This is a genomic window from Streptomyces sp. NPDC005483 (assembly GCF_040606035.1).
GTDB lineage: Bacteria > Actinomycetota > Actinomycetes > Streptomycetales > Streptomycetaceae > Streptomyces.
The window spans coordinates 1-17,985 of record NZ_JBEXEA010000022.1 but is presented as its reverse complement, the minus strand read 5'-3'; the positions used below and the strand labels follow the sequence as shown (position 1 = coordinate 17,985).

15 protein-coding genes and 3 pseudogenes are annotated in these 17,985 nt (G+C 71.9%); 7 read left to right on the top strand and 11 right to left on the bottom strand.

The window, feature by feature from the left end; genetic code table 11:
* The first annotated feature begins 33 nt into the window (after positions 1–33).
* Both ABZT06_RS34295 and ABZT06_RS34290 read left to right on the top strand, forming a co-directional pair.
* The gene (locus ABZT06_RS34295; protein ID WP_355749968.1) at positions 34–828 is read left to right on the top strand and encodes an inositol monophosphatase family protein; all 795 of its coding nucleotides are present in this window, start codon (positions 34–36) and stop codon (positions 826–828) included.
* A gap of 120 nt (positions 829–948) precedes the next feature.
* Positions 949–1,479 (top strand): TerD family protein, encoded by a 531-nt coding sequence (locus tag ABZT06_RS34290; protein WP_355749965.1) that lies wholly within the window; start codon positions 949–951, stop codon positions 1,477–1,479.
* A gap of 45 nt (positions 1,480–1,524) precedes the next feature.
* On the opposite strand, the gene ABZT06_RS34285 is transcribed toward ABZT06_RS34290, so the two are convergent.
* Complete coding sequence (locus ABZT06_RS34285) at positions 1,525–2,859, bottom strand: hypothetical protein (protein WP_355749962.1); 1,335 nt, start codon at positions 2,857–2,859, stop codon at positions 1,525–1,527.
* Between the two features lie 263 nt (positions 2,860–3,122).
* Here ABZT06_RS34285 and ABZT06_RS34280 point away from each other — a divergent pair, with 263 nt between their 5' ends.
* Entirely contained in the window at positions 3,123–3,344 is a 222-nt protein-coding gene (locus ABZT06_RS34280; RefSeq protein WP_037706913.1) for a hypothetical protein, read from the top strand.
* A 597-nt stretch (positions 3,345–3,941) separates the two neighbouring features.
* Positions 3,942–5,183, top strand: a complete 1,242-nt coding sequence (locus ABZT06_RS34275) for an acyltransferase (protein WP_355749958.1) — start codon at positions 3,942–3,944, stop codon at positions 5,181–5,183.
* 32 nt (positions 5,184–5,215) lie between these two features.
* Here the strand turns inward: ABZT06_RS34275 and ABZT06_RS34270 are convergent, their stop codons facing one another.
* The 8 genes and pseudogenes from ABZT06_RS34270 to ABZT06_RS34235 all read right to left on the bottom strand — a co-directional run.
* A complete protein-coding gene (locus tag ABZT06_RS34270; protein WP_355749955.1) occupies positions 5,216–5,539 on the bottom strand; it encodes a hypothetical protein in 324 nt (107 codons plus the stop codon).
* 275 nt (positions 5,540–5,814) lie between these two features.
* Positions 5,815–6,906: a DUF3533 domain-containing protein gene (locus ABZT06_RS34265; protein ID WP_355749952.1), complete on the bottom strand. Its 1,092-nt coding sequence runs from the start codon at positions 6,904–6,906 to the stop codon at positions 5,815–5,817.
* A gap of 54 nt (positions 6,907–6,960) precedes the next feature.
* On the bottom strand, positions 6,961–9,399 hold the full coding sequence (locus ABZT06_RS34260; protein WP_355749949.1) for a SpoIIE family protein phosphatase: 2,439 nt from the start codon (positions 9,397–9,399) through the stop codon (positions 6,961–6,963).
* A 185-nt stretch (positions 9,400–9,584) separates the two neighbouring features.
* On the bottom strand, positions 9,585–9,887 hold the full coding sequence (locus ABZT06_RS34255; protein WP_355749946.1) for an SCO5918 family protein: 303 nt from the start codon (positions 9,885–9,887) through the stop codon (positions 9,585–9,587).
* Positions 9,888–10,008: 121 nt separating this feature from the next.
* Positions 10,009–11,439: a DEAD/DEAH box helicase gene (locus tag ABZT06_RS34250; protein ID WP_355749943.1), complete on the bottom strand. Its 1,431-nt coding sequence runs from the start codon at positions 11,437–11,439 to the stop codon at positions 10,009–10,011.
* Between the two features lie 205 nt (positions 11,440–11,644).
* Positions 11,645–11,848 (bottom strand): cold-shock protein, encoded by a 204-nt coding sequence (locus ABZT06_RS34245; RefSeq protein WP_007383480.1) that lies wholly within the window; start codon positions 11,846–11,848, stop codon positions 11,645–11,647.
* Positions 11,849–12,476: 628 nt separating this feature from the next.
* A pseudogene (locus ABZT06_RS34240) lies at positions 12,477–12,857 on the bottom strand (TetR/AcrR family transcriptional regulator); the annotation flags it as partial.
* A gap of 199 nt (positions 12,858–13,056) precedes the next feature.
* A pseudogene (locus ABZT06_RS34235) lies at positions 13,057–13,275 on the bottom strand (NADPH-dependent oxidoreductase); the annotation flags it as partial.
* Here ABZT06_RS34235 and ABZT06_RS34230 point away from each other — a divergent pair.
* Both ABZT06_RS34230 and ABZT06_RS34225 read left to right on the top strand, forming a co-directional pair.
* A complete protein-coding gene (locus ABZT06_RS34230) occupies positions 13,220–14,068 on the top strand; it encodes a helix-turn-helix transcriptional regulator (protein WP_355749939.1) in 849 nt (282 codons plus the stop codon). The pseudogene ABZT06_RS34235 and the gene ABZT06_RS34230 overlap by 56 nt on opposite strands.
* A gap of 209 nt (positions 14,069–14,277) precedes the next feature.
* Positions 14,278–15,597 (top strand): phosphatase PAP2 family protein, encoded by a 1,320-nt coding sequence (locus tag ABZT06_RS34225; RefSeq protein ID WP_355749936.1) that lies wholly within the window; start codon positions 14,278–14,280, stop codon positions 15,595–15,597.
* 19 nt (positions 15,598–15,616) lie between these two features.
* Here the strand turns inward: ABZT06_RS34225 and ABZT06_RS34220 are convergent, their stop codons facing one another.
* A complete protein-coding gene (locus ABZT06_RS34220; protein WP_355749933.1) occupies positions 15,617–16,918 on the bottom strand; it encodes a helix-turn-helix transcriptional regulator in 1,302 nt (433 codons plus the stop codon).
* 188 nt (positions 16,919–17,106) lie between these two features.
* Between ABZT06_RS34220 and ABZT06_RS34215 the strand changes: the two genes are divergently transcribed.
* A complete protein-coding gene (locus ABZT06_RS34215; protein WP_355749930.1) occupies positions 17,107–17,838 on the top strand; it encodes a DUF4232 domain-containing protein in 732 nt (243 codons plus the stop codon).
* A gap of 45 nt (positions 17,839–17,883) precedes the next feature.
* Here the strand turns inward: ABZT06_RS34215 and ABZT06_RS34210 are convergent.
* Positions 17,884–17,985: pseudogene (locus ABZT06_RS34210) on the bottom strand (MerR family transcriptional regulator); the annotation flags it as partial.

Sequence of the window (17,985 nt, the reverse complement as noted above, 5' to 3'; positions counted from 1 at the left end):
GCCGCCGGGCCCCGTGCCCGTAGGGTGGCCGACATGGCTGACGTGGATCTCGACCGGGCACTGGAGGTCGCGACGGAACTCGCGGCCTGGGCGTCGGAGACGATCCGGCGCCCCCGCGACCCGGGTGCCGAGGTGCGGGAGAAGGACGGCCCCGCGGACATCGTGACCGCTACCGACGAGGCGGTGGAGACCCACACCCGCGAGGTCCTCGGGCGGGCCTTCCCCGACCACGGGATCGTCGGCGAGGAGTACGGCACGAGGGAGGGCTCGGCCGGCGCCCCGCACTGGGTGGTCGACCCGGTCGACGGCACCACCAACTACGCCCACTCCCTGGGCTGGTGCTCCTACTCGCTGGGCCTCGCCGCCCCCGACGGCACCCCGCTGCTCGGCGTGGTGGCGGACCCGTGGCGCGGCGAGACGTTCACGGCGGTCCGGGGCCGCGGCGCGTATCTGAACGGCACCCGCACGCACGCGGCCGCCCACACCACCCTCACCGGCCATGTCTTCCTCACCGAGTGGGCCGCGCACGCCCACTGGCCCGGCATGGACCCCCTCCTGGCCGAACTCGCCGACCGGCACTGCACGGTGCGCGTGATGGGCTCCACGGCGCTCTCCCTCGCGCAGGTCGCGGCAGGCCGGGCGACCGCGGCGGCGATCGGGGGCTTCCACGCCGTCGACGGGCTCCCCGCGCTGCTGATCGCGCGGGAGGCGGGAGCGGTGGCCCTGCCCGAACTCCCGTCCCACAATCAGCCGTTGCTGCTCGTGGCGCCCGGCGCCGCCGAGGAGGCCGCGGACATCTGGCGCAGGTCGGGTGCGGCGGCCGGCTGACGGCCCCCTCGGCCGGATCTGACCAGGAGATGACCGTCAGTGAGGCATCAAGAGGCAGATCAGAGCACATACTTCAGCAAGCGGGAGGGTCCCGGGGGAACGTGGACGGGGAGCGGCTTGATGCATGCCGACGGTGCGGGTCTTGGCAAGGTCCAGGTGCGGCTCAAGTGGGACCCGAGCGCCTACGGAGAACCGGCCCGGCACCTCGACATCATCGCCGCGACCTACGCGACGGGCGACCCGTACGGGCGGCCGGAGTACGTCGTGCACACCGAGAGCCGCTCACCGGACGGCACCATCAACATGACCCGGCACAGCGAGACCGGCCTCGGTCTCGGGTTCGTCGAGGTGATGGAGCTGGAGTTCGAGCGCCTGTCGTCCGCCTACGGGCGGGTGGTGGTCGGCGTCGCCATCCACCAAAACGGCGGCCCCCGCACCTTCGGCGACCTCACCCACGCCGGGGTGCTCGTCGTCGAGGGCTACCGCCGCCTGCTGGCCGACGACTTCGCGGGCGTCGCGGACGCCACGGCCGCGACGATTGCGGAGTTCACCCGTGACCCGTCCGGGGCGTGGCACCTCACGGAGCTGATCCGGGGCTTCGACAGCAACCCCGCGGGATTCATGGCGGAGATGGGCAGCGTACGGGAGTGAGGGGGCCGGCCGCGGGCCCGCGCCCCCTCACCGGGGTCACCGCCGTCAGGCGGACGGGTTGACGACCACCTTGGCCGAGTTGTTCCTGGTCTTCGGGTCGAAGGCGAAGGACGGACTGCCGTCGTAGGGACGGACGACGACCCGGCCCGTGGCGTCGGGGATCACCTGGTCGACGCGCAGCCGGAACGGGAAGCCGACCTTCAGGTCGGGCCTGGTCCAGGTCGGCAGGGTGCAGACGTAGTGCGGGACCGCCGGGTCGTCGGCGGACGGCGCGGCGGTGTGGCAGGTGCTGGGCACCGAGGTCGCGGTGGTGCCCGGCGGGAGGTAGTAGTCGATCGCGGGGACCGGGTCTCCCGAGGCGACGTCGGCGACCCAGGCCGGGCCGCGGTTGACGAAGCGGAGACCGGCGGTGACCGTGTCGCCCTGCGCGCCGCTCACCTCACTGCCGTGCACGGCGAAGTCGGCGGTGTTGTCGGCGTCGATGTGCAGGGCGCGGCCGTTGTCCGAGCTGTCGAGGTCGGTGACGCCGCCCGCGGGCTCGACCTCGTAGTCGAACCGCTCGTACAGCGCGTGGTCGGTGACCGCGAGCCGCAGCGGCTCGGGCAGCTCCACGGTGGCGCCGGGCGCGACATCGGTGTCGAAGGAGCAGGTCGCGTGCGTCATCGCCGGGTACTGGGCGTCGGCCTCGTCGGGGCCGGTGTAGGTGCACTGCGGGTAGCGGGTGGTGACGCCTAGGCCGTACGTCGCCCACATCTGCACGGTGAAGCCGTGGGCGGTCTCGTTGCCGGTGTTGGTGACGGAGAACGGCACGGTGAGACCGGTGCCGGGCGCGACACCGGTGACGTCCTGCGGGGCGGTGACGCCGAGGTCGGGACCGGATCCGACGGTGACGAAGGTCTCCGCGGAGTACTCGGGGGCGGTGAGTGTGCCGTCCGGGCCGCCGGTGGCCGTGGCCGAGTACTCGATCGCACCCTGCGCGCCCACGGCGGCGCCGGCGACGGCCCGCAGCCTCAGCCGCACCTGCGGGCTGTAGCGGACCGGCACGTCACCGGTGTCGCAGACGGCGACGGTGCCCGCGGCGTCGGGCACGCAGGTGTCGGGCCAGGCGATCTCGGCGACCCCGGCGAGCCCGGAGGCGTCGACGGTCAGCCGCCCGTCGGTCACGGTGAAGTCGCCGTTGTAGTGCTGCAGTCCCAACGCCATCGACCGGTACTGCGCCGCACCGCCGTCACCGGGCGCGGCGACGACCGCCTGCTCGTAGGGCGCCTGGATCTCCAGCCCGTCGCTCGGCGCGGAGTCGTCGGCGAACGCGACCCCGCTCCCGAGCCCGGCGAGGACCAACGCCCCCGCGACCGCACGCCCGACCGAGACAGAACTCATAAAATCTCCCACATGGGACAGAAGGAGCCCGGCACATTGATCAGGACCGGGCGCAAGCTGGACCATATGCCCGCCGCGAAAGTTGCACCTGGCCAGGGGGTTCTTACCTGCTTCTTGATCGGCGGAGGTGGGGAGGGCGCGGAGGCCGGCCGAGTCGCGGGCGGCCTTCGTGACGTCCTTCGCGGCCCGCCGCCCGTTGCGTGTTCGTATCGGTCCGGGACAGACGGCGCGGGCGGGGCGGCCATAGGCGCATACTGAGAAGGATGACAAAGCCTGCTGCACCGAAGCGTCACTTGCCCACCAGCCCCTTCAAGGCACCGGTCGCACCCGCACCCAAGCACTTCGCCGTGGGCGACCAGGTCACACACGACATGTACGGTCTCGGCCGGGTGATCGGCGTCGAGGACGGAATCGCTGTGCTCGTCGATTTCGGCTCGTCGCAGATGCGGATCCTGAGTCCGTACTCCAAGATGACCAAGCTGTAGGAGAAAGGACTCCCTCTCATCGATCTGACCTCGCTGTTCTCCGCCCCTGAAGGGCAGCCCCAGCGCACCCCGGCGGCCCTGCCGCCCCCCACCACGAACCCCTTCCAGGCCCCGGACTTCGGGGACGACGAGGACGAGACCTTCCCGCGGCCGGAAGCGGCCTAGTCCGTCTCACCGCGCGGTGGGGTCGGACAGTGCTGCCCGATGAGCTCCTTTCCGTAGTCGTTGCCGTTCGGAGCGCGGATCCCCGAGTGGACGTGTTTCCGGTTCGGATCGTCCCCCTGGCTCGCGCCGTACGCGCCGGCCAGGGGCCCGGACCCTGGCAGTCGACCGCCGGCCGTACCTTTGGCGCGCCCGCCTTCGCGCTGTTCCCCTGAAACCTCAGCCCGCCGTCGTCGGCACCGTCACCATGACGCCGTACGACGTGCGCCCCGGCTCACCCGCCCCCCACCCGCCCCCTGAGCCCGCCCTGTGCGTGTGCTGTGGCCCGGTGGTGATTCGGCACAGCCCGCGCCCAGAGAGGCATGCGAGCGTGGATTCCGGTTAGGCGCACCGGGATTACTCGATTCAGCGGGCAGGTGAGCAGAGATCTCTTTCATGGCGAAGGCACCGGACTCGACGGCCGTGGCGGAAACGGAGCAGGAAGGGCACGAGGGAGCGGACGCGGCGGTCGGCGTCCGCAGACCCCCAGCCCCGGTCGCACCCCGTGCGAGCCGGGGTTTTCCGTCCGCGGTGTCCCGCACCGGCCGGGTGAGCGGCCTGGACGGACTGCGCACCCTCGCCGTCGCGCTGGTCATCGTCCACCACGTGGAACCCGACGTGCTGCCGGGCGGCGCGGTCGCCGTGGACGTCTTCTTCACCATCAGCGGCTTCGTCATCACCCGCCTGCTGCTCGCCGAGTACGTCCGCCGCGGCGGCATCTCCCTCATGTCCTTCTACCGCCGCCGCTGGCTGCGCCTGGTCCCCGCGATGCTGGCCGTGTGCGCGTTCTGCGCGCTGCTCGCGTCGACCACCTCCCTGTGGGGCTTCGACGGTTCCCTCCAGGCCGCGGGCCTGTCGGCCGCCTTCCTCACCAACGTCGTACGGGCCATGGAGTCCGGCCCCTACTCCGGCCTCACCGGCCCGCTCGCGCACACCTGGTCCCTGGGCGTGGAGGAGCAGTTCTACCTGCTGTGGCCCCTGATGCTGCTGCTTCTGCTACGACGGTTCCGGGCCCGTACGGTCCTCCTCTGCACGGCGGCCCTGTGCGTGCTCCCCCTTCTCTGGCGCTGCGTCCTGTGGAACCCGGAGGCGGCCCACCGCATCTACAACGGCACCGACACCCGCGCCGACCAACTGCTGGCCGGCGCCCTGGTGGCCGTAGCCCTGGCGCGTCTGCGGTCCGACGACCCCCGCCTCGCCCTCCTGCGCACCTGGTCCGCCCGCCTCGCGTGGCCGGCCCTCGCCCTGCTGGGCCTGGTCGCCTGGCAGGTCCCGGTCACCGAGGACCTCGGCGTCTGGACGGCCGCGTGGTACACGATCGGCTTCCTCGCCGTGGCAACCCTCTCCGCCACGCTGGTCACGGCCCTGGAACTACGCCCCGACGACCGCCTGTCCCGCCTGCTGGCCCTGACCCCCCTGGCCTGGGTGGGCCGCAACCTGAGCTACGGCATCTACCTCTGGCACTACCCGGTCGTACGCCTCCTCGCCTCCCTCGGTGTGACGGAGGGCCGACTGGCGTGGACGGTGATGCTCACGCTCCTGATGGCACTGCTGTCGTACTACGCGATCGAGAGGCCGTTCCTCCGGAGGGCACACGCGACGAAAGCGCGGGGGCCGGTGTTGGCGGCGGCGACGTAGGGGTGCCCGGGTGGCCGGCGGTACGACCTCGCTCACTCGGAGGTCAACGCCCTGTACGCCCGCTCCATCTCGCCCAGGTACTGCTCCAGGCGGAAGCGAACGCACTCGACGGGCCTGCCGTCCACGCCCGGATACATCAGGTCGGACCAGACGACCGTCTCGCCGCGGAGCCGTACCCGGAGAGTCAGCCTGCCCGGCCCCGGCGGATCATCGGCCGCCACCTCCACCGTGCACGGCATGTCCGTCGGCCAGAGCGGCCCGCCCGGGCGGAGGAGCCGCCCGGGACCGAGCCCGGCCATCCTGCTGTCGCTGCGAGCCATCAGGTCGAGGCCGTCGACGAAGAGGTACGTGTGCACGGCAGCACACGCGAACGGAGCACATGCGCTGACGAGCAGCGTGCTGACCCGATCCTCTCTCCGCCTGCCGGGCACGGCAGTCCTCAGCTCGCGCCGGGATCTACGCGGCATCCGCCTGGGGTGAAGTCATGGGCGGGATCGTAGCGCTGCAGCGGCTGCGATGCCCGCGTCGTCGAAAGGTCGCTTCGCCCGTAAGGGCGGCGCCCCGCACGGGAATCCGTGGCGGGCGCCGACCGTGACGCGGAGCGTGGGGTACGGCTCGGCCGTACCGCCCGTCAGACAGCCACTGAGGTCTCCGCCGCCGTGGCAGCCCTCCGCCCCTCCCGCCACCAGGACGCTCCCCAAGCCAGCACAGCCCCGCCCACCGCATACGCCCCCAGCACCCACAGTGCGGACCCCGTCGCATGCCCGGAGAAGTACACCGTGTTGCGGACCAGCGTGGTCCCCGCGCCCGGCGGCAGGGCCTGGCCGATCGCGCTCCAGAAGGCGGGGAGCAGGGGGGCCGGGTAGACGCCGCCCGAGCTCGGGTTGCCGAGGACCACGAACAGCAGGATGACCAGGCCCGTGCCGAGCAGGCCCAGCAGGGTCTGCAGGGCCAGTGCCGTGGTCGCCGAGGCCAGGACGGTCAGGGTTCCGATCGCGCTCAGGGCCCAGAAGTGGCCGCCCAGGGCGTCGAAGACCGGGCCCACGATCAGCGCTCCGGCCAGGCCCGAGACGATCGCGTACGGGACGAGGGCCGCGAGGCGGATCAGGGTGCGGGGGCGGTTCGCCGGACGGGAGCCGGACGCCATGCCCATGATCGTCGCGGTCAGGTAGCCGCCGATCACCCAGCCCAGGACCAGGTAGAAGGACGTCATGCCGCGGCCGTCACCGGAGTTGGGGGAGCGGATGTCCGTCACCGTGATCCGGCGTTTCTCGGACGCCTCGATCTTCTGGGCGATCTGCGTGGCGGTCTGGGAGACCGACGGGCCGCCGGCAGAGGCGACGAGCAGGGTGTCCTCGGTCCCCTTCGGGTCGAGGAAGAAGGCCGCGTCCGCGCGCCGCGTCATGACCCAGTCGCGGGCAACAGCCTTACTGGAGGCCGCGGTCGCCTTCACCGGGTCGCCGTCCAGTGCGTTCAACTTGGCGACGATCTGCGCCGATGCCTGCTGGGGGGCCACCACCGCTACGGGGATCCGGTGGGGGGTGGGGGAGTGGAAGGCGCCTACGTACGAGAAGACGAAGGCCAGTTGGACCAGCAGGCCGCCGAGGACCAGGCCGAAGGCCCGGAACGTCACGGCGTCCTTGAACTCCGCCGCGAAACCAGGTGACTTGGGGGCCGGCTCCGTGGGGGATGTGCCGGCGGAAGGGCTGGAGGGTGCGTTCACGGCCGCATCGTCGCACAGGTGGGTGAATTCACCGTTCCGTTTGCCGTCCCGCGTCTACTCGGCCGGTAACCCCAGCTCCGCCCAGATCGTCTTCCCCGTGGCCGTCTGCCGACTCCCCCACCGCTCCGCCATCTGCGCGACCAGCAGCAGCCCCCGCCCGCCCTCGTCGAACACCCTCGCCCGCCGCAGATGCGGAGCCGTACTGCTGCCGTCGGAGACCTCGCAGATCAGCGCCGAGTCACGGATCAGTCGCAGGACGACGGGGTCGTCGCCGTAGCGGACGGCGTTCGTGACGAGTTCGCTGACGATCAGTTCCGTCGCGAAGGACGCATCGTCCAGGCCCCACGCCGTGACCTGTTCGCTCGCCGCCTTCCGGGCCCGTGCCACCGCCGCCGGGTCGCGCCGGAGGTGCCAGGTGCGGACCTTCCCGGCGTCCAGGGCCGAGGTGCGGGCCAGCATCAGGACGATGTCGTCGGCCGGGCGGGCCGGCAGGACCGTCCGCAGGACCTCGTCGCAGGTCTCCTCCAGCGGGCCCGCCTTGTCGGCGAGGGCCCCGCGCAGCAGGTTCAGGCCGACCTCGATGTCGCGGTCGGCCGCCTCGACCAGGCCGTCGGTGTAGAGGGCGAGCAGGCTGCCCTCCTCCAGTTCCACCTCGACGGACTCGAACGGCAGGCCGCCGAGGCCGAGGGGCGGGCCGGCCGGGAGTTTCAGGAAGCGGACCTCGCCGTCCGGGGTGACCACGGCCGGCGGCGGGTGGCCGGCGCGGGCCATCGTGCAGCGGCGGGAGACCGGGTCGTAGACGGCGTACAGACAGGTGGCCCCGACCTCGCTCGGCGTCGGGGCCTCCGCACCCCGGTCGCGGGTGTCCGGCCCCTCCTCCCGGTCGAGCCTGACGACGAGGTCGTCGAGCTGGGTGAGGAGTTCGTCGGGGGCGAGGTCCACGTCCGCGAGGGTGCGTACGGCCGTGCGCAGGCGGCCCATCGTCGCCGAGGCGTGGATGCCGTGGCCCACCACGTCGCCCACGACCAGGGCGACCCGGGCGCCGGACAGCGGGATGACGTCGAACCAGTCCCCGCCCACGTCCGCGCCGGAACCCGCCGGGAGATAGCGGTACGCCACCTCCATGGCCGCGAGGTCCGGCGGGCGCTCGGGCAGCAGGCTGCGCTGGAGGGTGAGCGCGGTACGGCGTTCGTGGGTGTAGCGGCGGGCGTTGTCCACGCTCACCGCGGCCCTCGCGACGATCTCCTCAGCGAGCAGCAGGTCGTCCTCGCTGAACGGCTCCGCCGTACGGTGCCGCAGGAAGTGCACCAGGCCCAGGGTGACGCCCCGGGCGCGCAGCGGCACCATCATCACCGAGTGGATCATGTACTTGGCCACGGTCTCGGCACGGGCCGGGGAGGAGTCGACCCACTCCCGCATCCCGGGATCCCAGGACTCCGGGCGGGTGCCGCGGCCGGCTATCAGGGCCCGCATCGGGGGCGTGCCCACCGGGTAGAACGTCCTCCCGTCGGTGGGGACCACCGACTCCGGGCAGCCATTGAGGATCGACCGTTGCGCGGTACGGCGTACCGTGACCGGCTGGTCCGGCGGCACCGGTGCCGGTTCCTCACCGAGCGCCACCGACTCCAGCAGGTCCACGGTGACGAAGTCCGCGAAGCCCGTCACGGCCACCTCGGCCAGCTCGTCGGCGGTCCGGGCCACGTCCAGGGTGCTGCCGATGCGCAGGCTGGCGTCGTTGAGGACGGCGAGGCGGCGGCGGGCCCAGTACTGCTCGGTGGTGTCGAAGACGGCCGCGGACACGCCCCGCACGGCCCCGCTCGCGTCCTTCAGCGGGGACAGGAACATCGACCAGGCGTGGCCCCGGACCTCGCCGGGGGCCTGTCCGAAGTTCTCGTGGAAGAGCGGCTCGCCCGTGCGCAGGACCTGCCGCTGGAGGCGGTCGTACTCGTCGAAGGGCGGGTTCGGCTCGATCTCCCACAGGGTCAGACCGCGCATCTCGGCCAGGCTACGGCCCATCACCCGGGTCATGACCTCGTTGGCCGACACCAGCCGGGCCTCGGTGTCGTAGACCGCCACCGGCACGGGCAGCTGCGCGAGTGTGAGGTCCCACAGGGCCTCCGCGTCCGGTTCGAGGGGCTCGGCCATGCGCTCGGGCACGGCGGCGGTCACCAGCCACGGCCGTGCGCCGTCACCGTCCGTGAGCGGTGTCGCCTTCAGGCGTACGACGACCCGGTCGCCGCCCCGGTGCCGCAGCGCGACCTCGGTGGCCCAGCTGCGGCCCACGGCCACGTGGCGGCGCGCGGACTCGGGCAGGTCGGTGGCGAGCAGTCCGGCGGCGGGCCGGCCCACGACCTCTTCGGCCTCGTACCCGAGCAGCTGACGCGCCCCGGCGCTCCACACCGTGATGGTCCCGTCGGCGCCGACGACGACCGCCAGGTCCTCGGGTACGCGTCCCTCCACGGTGCCTCCGGGTGTGCCGCCCCTGCTGTCCATGCTCCCAGCGTCCCGCCGCGCAGCTCCTCGCTCAAGCGATGTCACGCGATGACAGGAGGAACACGGCGGCTCTGCCGTGGGGAGCCGCAGTCTTGCACGGGGTGGCCGGAGGGGGGAACGGAACGGAGTGATCTCGGGGGCGGGGCCGGGCCGGGGCATGGGCGGTGCCGGTCGCCCTGGGGGCGTCAGCCCAGCGGGGTGTCGGCCCAGGGGAGCGACGCAGCCGGGTCGTTGAAGGCTTCCTGGCGGGGCGGCTGGACCTCGTGGCAGGTGAAGCCGAGCCGGGTCAGGGCCCGGCCCACCTCGTTGGCGGTGAAGTCGCGGCGGTCCTGCCGGGTGATCACCTGACCGACCTGCTTGACCGGGTAGACGTGGGGGCCGACGGTCACACACAGGCCGGTGGCGGGTTCGGGCTGGACGCCGTCCATCGACCTCTCGACCTCGCTCATGGTCAGGTCGAAGGGAAAACGTGCGATGACGATGCGCATGGTGCCTCCACGGGGAGCGGTCGGGGTGTGACGGTGAGAACGGCCAGGGTGCGGCCCTGTTCGTCTCCTTCTCGACGGGACGCCGGCGGCGCGGCCACCGGCCCCCTCAGCGGTCGTACGGCTATCGGCTGGTGGGGGTGGAGCGGCGACGGCCCCGCGCGGAGCGGCTGCTGCGGTTGCGTCCCGCGGAGCCGGAACGCTTCGGGGCCTCGGCGGGCGCGGGCGCGGGGAGGGTGACGGGCACACCGGAGGGGGTGCGGGCGCCGGTGATGCGGTTCAGCTCGGCCTCGCCCGGGCGGACCCGGGTGGTCCGCGCGGTGACGCCGGCGTCGGACATCAGACGGTCCACGGAGCGGCGCTGGTGCGGCAGGACCAGCGTGACGACGGTGCCGGACTCGCCGGCGCGTGCGGTACGGCCGCCGCGGTGCAGGTAGTCCTTGTGGTCGGCGGGCGGGTCGAAGTTGACGACGAGGTCGACGTCGTCGACGTGGATGCCGCGGGCCGCGACGTTGGTGGCCACCAGGACCGTCACCTGGCCGTCCTTGAACTGGCCGAGGGTCCGGGTGCGCTGCGGCTGGGACTTGCCGCCGTGCAGCGCCGAGGCCCGCACGCCCACCGACAGCAGGTGCTTGGCGAGGCGCTCCGCCGCGTGCTTGGTGTCCAGGAACATGATCACGCGGCCGTCACGGGCGGCGATCTCGGTGGCGGTGGCGTGCTTGTCGTCGTCCCGGACGTGCAGGAGGTGGTGGTCCATGGTGGTGACGGTGCCCGCGGACGGGTCGACCGAGTGGACGACGGGGTCGTGCAGGTAGTTCCGCACCAGCCGGTCGATGTTGCGGTCGAGCGTGGCGGAGAAGAGCATCCGCTGGCCGTCGGGTCGTACCTGGTCGAGCAGGGCGGTGACCTGGGGCATGAAGCCCATGTCGGTCATCTGGTCGGCCTCGTCCAGGACGGTCATCGTGACCTGGTTCAGGCTGCAGTCGCCGCGCTCGATGAGGTCCTTGAGCCGGCCGGGCGTCGCCACGAGGACCTCGGCGCCGGCCCGCAGCGCGGACGCCTGCCGGCCGATCGACATGCCGCCGACGACGGTGGCCGCGCGCAGGCGCAGCGCCCGCGCGTAGGGGGTGAGCGCGTCGGTGACCTGCTGGGCCAGTTCGCGGGTCGGGACGAGGACCAGGGCGAGCGGGTGCCGGGGCTCGGCGCGCTGTCCGTCCAGTCGGGCCAGCAGCGGCAGACCGAAGGCGAGCGTCTTGCCCGAGCCGGTGCGGCCACGGCCCAGGACGTCACGGCCGGCCAGAGAGTTCGGCAGGGTCGCCGCCTGGATGGGGAAGGGTGTGGTCACACCCTCGGCGCGGAGCGCGGCCTGCAGTCGCTCGGGCAGGTCGAGGTCGGTGAACGCCTCCACCGCGGGCAGGGCCTCGGTGACGGTGGTGGGGAGGGTGAACTCGCCGCGGGGTGCGGCGGCCGGGCGGGAGCGCGGGTGGCTCGCGCCCCGGGAGCGGAGGCGGGACGTGTTGTTCCCGTTGTTCCCGGTTCGGCGGGTGCGGTCCATGGGAGGGGAACCCTTCCTCGATGCGTGCGGCACGTGTCGAGGAATTCCTCCGAGGCGCGGCGAAACCGCACGAGAATTCGCAAGAAAGAGCCGAGGAGAAACGAAGAAAATCACATTCTTCGGGACAATCAGATTCTTTCACGGCAATGGGACAGGGCCCGCACCCGAAGAGTGCGGGCCCCAGCCGTGAAGATACGCGTCAGCGTCAGGCGGGAACGATGTTCTCGGCCTGCGGGCCCTTCTGGCCCTGCGTGACGTCGAAGGTAACCTTCTGGCCTTCCTGAAGCTCGCGGAAGCCGGAGGTGGCGATGTTCGAGTAGTGCGCGAACACGTCGGCGCCGCCGCCGTCCTGCTCGATGAAGCCGAAGCCCTTTTCCGCGTTGAACCACTTCACGGTGCCAGATGCCATATTGAATCTCCCTAGGGGGCAGTGCCGGGACCCGCACTGTACGGACCCCGAGTCGCCGCGATGGACTCCCCTCCGGAAGACCCGGAAAGACGCCGGTGAACCTCATAGAAATTCTCCGGAAACCAAAACTGCAACTTTTATCACGGTAACACACGGTAGGTTGGCGGATCTACGTCGCCCCGCATTCTGGTGGCGTCCACTCCGAAAACCTCGCTGCGCCCCGCACGTGATTCTGTCGCGACGGCGACAGTTATTCGTCGGGACGCCGACGCGTCTCCTCCTTCCAGGAGCTCGGCCTCACGCCGCTCGTCGTGGAGCCGGCGCGGTGTCCGCCGCCGGGACGCTCCCGATCCTGACATCGGCGCCCCCGCATATGTGATGTCACCACACCAGACTTCTGCACCCGGCCGAACCGCCCGAAACCCCACCCGGGCCGCCCACCGTGATCCATCACACGCGTCCCCCGTCCGGGTGGCGACAGCCCGATCGAGCGCCGCTGATCGACCGCAGGTCCCGTCGGCCGCCTGCCTGCGGCTGCGACCCGTGGATCAACGGGGCTGCACGAAGGGTTGCACCGACAGGCCGAGCGCGGCGACACGGGGCTGATCATGGCATCGCGTCCACGCGCTCACCCGCTCCGCAGGTGCTCGATGCCCGTGTCGAGCGCCGCCCTGAGGTGGGTCGAGTCGCCCGTGGAGATCATGATGGCCACGCGGCTCTGGATACCCGCGAGCAGCGTGGCCGCCGCCCGGTCGACGTCGAGCGTCGGCGGGACCAGGCCGTTCGCCCGCAGGGCGCGCATGCCGAGGGCCGGCTGCTCCTGCCACGGGCACATCAGCTCGGTCACGATCGCCCGCGCCCCGGGCCGGTCCCGGCCGACCTGGAGGAACAGTGCCCCCAACGGGCAATGGTCGCCCTGGGGTTCGTAGCGCTCGACCACCAGGTCCCGCCACCGCTGCCAGGACTCCCAGGTGTCCAGCCGGCCGAGGTAGGGCTGCTGGTCGGACAAGTGGCCGCACCCGTGGCCTGCCGCCCGCCTTGCCTGCCGCCCGCGTCCCCGGGTCGGTGCCGGCGCTCGGGCCGGTCGATCTGCCCTGGTTCGCCGAGCCCCCGCGGCCCGCCACGAGCCCCCGCTGCCCTGGGTGCACTGCACCCTCAGTGCCCACCGGCCCCCCACAGCCGGCTGCTCCGCAAGCACCCGCCCCCGCTCACACCGGGTACGGCGTCGTCTCGCGTGCCGTGCGCAGGGCGCCCGTCCACCAGGACAGCTGCTCCAGCAGGGTCTTGGCGTATTCGGCTGCCCCGGGATCCAGGGGACGGCCGTCCTGCCACGCGGTGAAGTAGTAGGGGAAGGCGAGACCGTCGCGGATCGTGACCGCGTGCAGTTCGGTCAGCACGTTCTCCAGGTGCAGCACCGCGTGCCGCCCGGTCCAGCCGCAGTCGCTGGGCCTGCCGGACCATGGGCGCCGCAGGTCACCCGGGCTACGGCGATCGGATCTCGCCACCCGGGCGGGCATCAGCGTCGAGTACCTGACCCGCATCGAGCAGGGCCGCGACCGCCATCCCTCGATCGCGGTGGTCAACGCCCTGGCCGACGGGCTCAGCCTCGACCCCGCGGAGCGCGACCATCTGCGCTACCTCGCGAAGATCAGCGGCGGGGAGTGCGTCAGCCACACCCGGCCCGCCCCGCCGACGCGCCAGGTACGGCCGTCCGTCCTGCGCACGCTGCGCCTTCTGGAGCCGGGCATCGCCCTGGTGACCAACCGGACGGGCGACGTCCTCTCCCACACCAGTGCGTTCGAGGCGGTGACGAGCGGCACCGGACTGCTCGACTCCGACACCCCTAACCTCACCCGGTACGTCTTCACCGACCCCCGCGCCCGGTCGTTCTTCGCCGACTGGGACGACGTCGCGGACGAGCGGGCCTTCGATCTGTGGCTGGGCCCGTCCCTCGACTCCTATGAGTGGTTCACCGCGGAACTCGCACCCCTCGCCGGCCCCGATCTCACCCGCCGCCTGCACCGGCACGTCGTTCCGCAGCGCGGGGACCTCCGGCTCCGGCACCCCTCCGGACGCGAGCTCCGGCTGGTCCGCGAGACCCTCGACCTCTCCGCGGACGCGCAGCAGTTGGTCGTCCTGCTCCCCGCCGACGAGGCGACGGACCAGGCCGTCGAGGAACTCCGCCGCCCGGCCCACGGCGGGCTGCGCGCCATCTCCTGACGTGGACACCGTGCGGTGTTCGATTACCGCCGGATGTCATACCCTGCATCTTCGGTGAGCCGGGCTTCTCAGGGGGACACAGGAACCCGGACCGCGATCCTTCCCTCTTCCTCAGTCGGGCGGGCGGTTCTCTGACGAGCATCTAGTGAAATTGGCCGAAATTGATACACATGCCACCGCAGACTCCTCCGCGGGCGAGACTCTGGGCCGTGGCGGCCTTCGTGGCCCTCGGCTTCTTCGTCGCGATGGAGCTCACCGCGCATCGCTACGGCCTGCCGGGACCGCTCGGCACTCAGATGCGCGAGTTCGTGTACCCGCCCAAGTCAGGCCCCCTGCTGTACGCCGGCCTGGCCCTGATGATGGTGGTGCTCACCTGGCGGCAGCGGTTCATCGCGCTCGGGGCCGCGATCGGCGTCGACCTCGTCATCCTCGGGGTCCGGTGGATGTTCGACCTCCATGTGCCCCACGGCCACCCCTTCGGCAACGGCGCGCTGTGGGTGATCCTGGCCTGCGCGGTCCTCGCCCTCACCCGCCGCACCGGCCCGGAACGCGTCCTGCTGCTGAAGGGCGTAGGGCTGGGCCTGCTCCTGGTGGCCGGCCGCAAGACCGGTGACACCTGGCTCCTCATCACCGCGAAGAGCCGGCACATGGTCCTCGACCCGTACCTGGCGAACGCCGACCACGCCCTGGGCAACCCCTCGTGGGTCATGGGCCGGATCATCACGGCCACCGGAGCGGTCGGCTTCAACTTCCTCGACACCATCTACGGCCAGCTGGCGGTCGCCGCGGTGGTCGTCGCGCTGTACCAACTGCGCAACGTGGCGGCGGACCGCCGCTTCCCGCGCCACCACCTGGTGCGCACCTTCCTGCTGATCGGCCTCCTCGGACCGGGTATCTACATGATCTTCCCGGTGGTCGGACCGGTCTTCGCCTACGGCACCGGGACCGACCACTGGGCGTCGATCGCCCTGTGGTCGCCGCAGATACCGAGCGACGGGCACTGGGCCGTGGCGAACCTGTGGCCGCAGACGCCGCCGCCGATATCGGCGCCGCACTCCATACCCTTCGACGGGATCACCCCCCGCAACTGCATGCCCAGCCTGCACACGGCGTGGGCCACCGCGATCTTCATCCACTCCCGCAAGGGCCCCAGGTTCCTGCGGTACGCGGGCACCTTCTGGCTGATCGCCACCCTCTGCGCCACGCTGGGCTTCGGCTACCACTACGGCGTGGACCTCGTCGCCGGCGTGGTGTTCACCCTCACCATCGAGGCGGGAGTGCGCACGTTCGACCGCGGCTGGGACCGTTCCGGCCTCCGGCTGACCGCCTACGGCACGGCGGTCTTCGTCGCGCTCCTGGTGTCGTACCGCTTCCTGCCGGTACGGATGGCCGAGTACCCCTGGCTGGCCGGACCCCTTGTCCTGCTGGCGATGGGCTCGGTGATCTACGGCTACCTGCGCACCGTCGCCCGGTGGGAACCGGCGACCGTGCCGGCGCGAGCGCCGCAGCCGCAGCCCGAACTGCTGTGAACCACGGCGTACGCCCCGATCAGCCGCCCACCCGCTCGATCCACTCGCTGGAGCCCAGCGGATAGTCGTAGCCCGGCCGGCTCACGTCCGCGCTGGTGCGGAACGCGCTGCCGTCGTTGTCGATGCGGACGGTACCGCTGCGCTCGCCGCTGGACCAGTCGAGACTGAGGTCCCAGCGCACGTCGTGCGCCTTGGTGTGGGCGCTGATGTAGAAGACCTCCGGATCGGACTGGCTGACCTTGTACGGGAAGTCGCGCTGGCCGTTCTTCACGCTGACCGTCGGGCTGCCGTTGTCCAGGTCGATGTCGAACGACTTGGTGCCGACACCGCCTCCGCAGCCGACGCCCATCGAGTAGTCGTTCCAGGCGAGCGGCGCGTCCTTGGTGAGGAAGCGGACGTGCAGGGCGTTCAGTACGACGGTCTCCTCACCGGTGCCCTGGACGGTGAGCGCGACCCGCTGCTCGCCCGAGGAGACCGCCCCGTACGCGGCGGCCCAGCGCGGGGCGTCCTGCTCGGGCGCCGGTGGGCCGACCTGCTCGGGATCGCTGTCGACGAGGAAGTGCTGGCTGCACGGATCGTCGTAGACGTAGGGGCGGATGCCGACGGTGAGCGGGACGGCGTCGGTGGCGCTGCCCGCGCTCTGTTCGTCCTCGCCCTTCGACGCAGCGGACCCGGCACCTTCCCCACCGGTCGTCCTGGTCGGAGAGGTGGTGGCCGACGCGGACGGCTTGGGTGCGCTCCGGTCGGCCGACGGGGTGGCGGAGGGCCGCGCGGCGGTGCCGATGTCCAGGGTGCCGGTGGACGTCGGCACCGTGTCTCCGGCCCGGACGGCCGTCGGCCGCAGGGTGTACGCGACGGCCCCCAGCGCGGCGACCACCGCGACGGAGGCGATCAGCACGGTACGGCGACGACGGAGCCAGGACGGACGCCGGGGCGGTGCGGCCTCGGCGGCGGTGTCGATGACAACGGACTCACCGTCCCCGTCCCCGGTCTCGGCGTCGCCCCCGTCCGGACCGGCCTCCTGAACCGGACCCTTCACCACGGCCTGGTCCGGCCTGCGCCCACGTTCCGCGTCCGCCAGGATCCAGCGCCGGTGCAGCTCCACCAGCTCCTGCGGTGTGGCCCGGCAGGCCCGCGCGAGGCGCTCCACCGGGGCGTACTCGACCGGCACAGCGGTGCCGTTGCAGTAGCGGTGCAGTGTCGACGTACTCATGTGCAGACGCTTGGCCAGCGTCCCGTAACTCAGCCCCGACCGGTCCTTGAGCTCCCGCAGCAGTTGCGCGAACGCCTCGTTCCGCTCGGTCCCCGTTGCCTCTGACACCCGTTCCCCTCAACCCCCCGTGTCCCGTTCACGTATTCCAGGGTCACCGCGTTCTGCCTGGTCAGAGCCCATTTCGGTGTTCCAGTGTCCCCAACTGCCCGCTGAACGTGGCGGTCGGGACGGATCACCTCACAAGCTTCGGTCATCCAATCACCACCGCCACCCGAACTCCGAAGGGGCACATCGACATGTCCAGCACCTCCCGCACCCGCCTCGTCGCCGCCGCCGCGACCACTGTCCTCGCCGCGCTCTCACTGACCGCGTGCAACAGCGGGACGGGCACCAAGGTCGAGGGTCACGCGGCCGGCACGAGCCCCTCGTCCGCGGCCTCTTCCCGGGCCACGGCCTCCCCGGCTCCCTCGGGCACCACGGACTCGTCGGCCACCCCCCGCTCCTCGGCCGCCGCGGGGTCCTCCGGCACCGGGTCCGGCGGCGGCGCCGCGACGTCCGTCTCGCGCATGCCCGCGGCGAAGGCGCCCGCCTCCTCCGGCAACCCGGTCACCTGCGAGGGCTCCACCACCAGGACGGTCGCGGCCCCGCTGACCCGACCCGTGAACCACATGCTGCTGACGGTGACCAACACCGGCAGCAAGAGCTGCTACCTGTACGGCTACCCGGCCGTCCGCTTCGGCGAGGCCCAGGCCGTGCCGCCGGTCATCGAGGCCTCACAGCCCCAGGCGGTCGTCACGCTCGCCCCGGGCGAGTCCGGCTACGCCTCCGTGAACCTGTCCGCCACCGACGGCAGCGGCGCGAACGGCTACACCGCGAAGTCCCTGACCGTCTACTTCCAGGGCCGCTCCGGCAGCGGGAGCGTCGGCACCGGCGCCCACCCGCCGCTGCCCGCGAAGGGCGTCTACGTCGACGACTCGCTCAAGGTCACGTACTGGCAGCAGTCGATGGACGACGCCGTCAACTGGTGACACCCGTACATGCCCGTGCCCGTGTCCAGGCCCGTGTCGGTGTGGTCAGTCGGTGCCGGCTGTGGCGTTCGCGGCGCGGCGGTATTCGGCGTTGATGCGCTGGGCTTCCTCGAGTTGGTCTTCGAGGATGACGATGCGGCAGGCGGC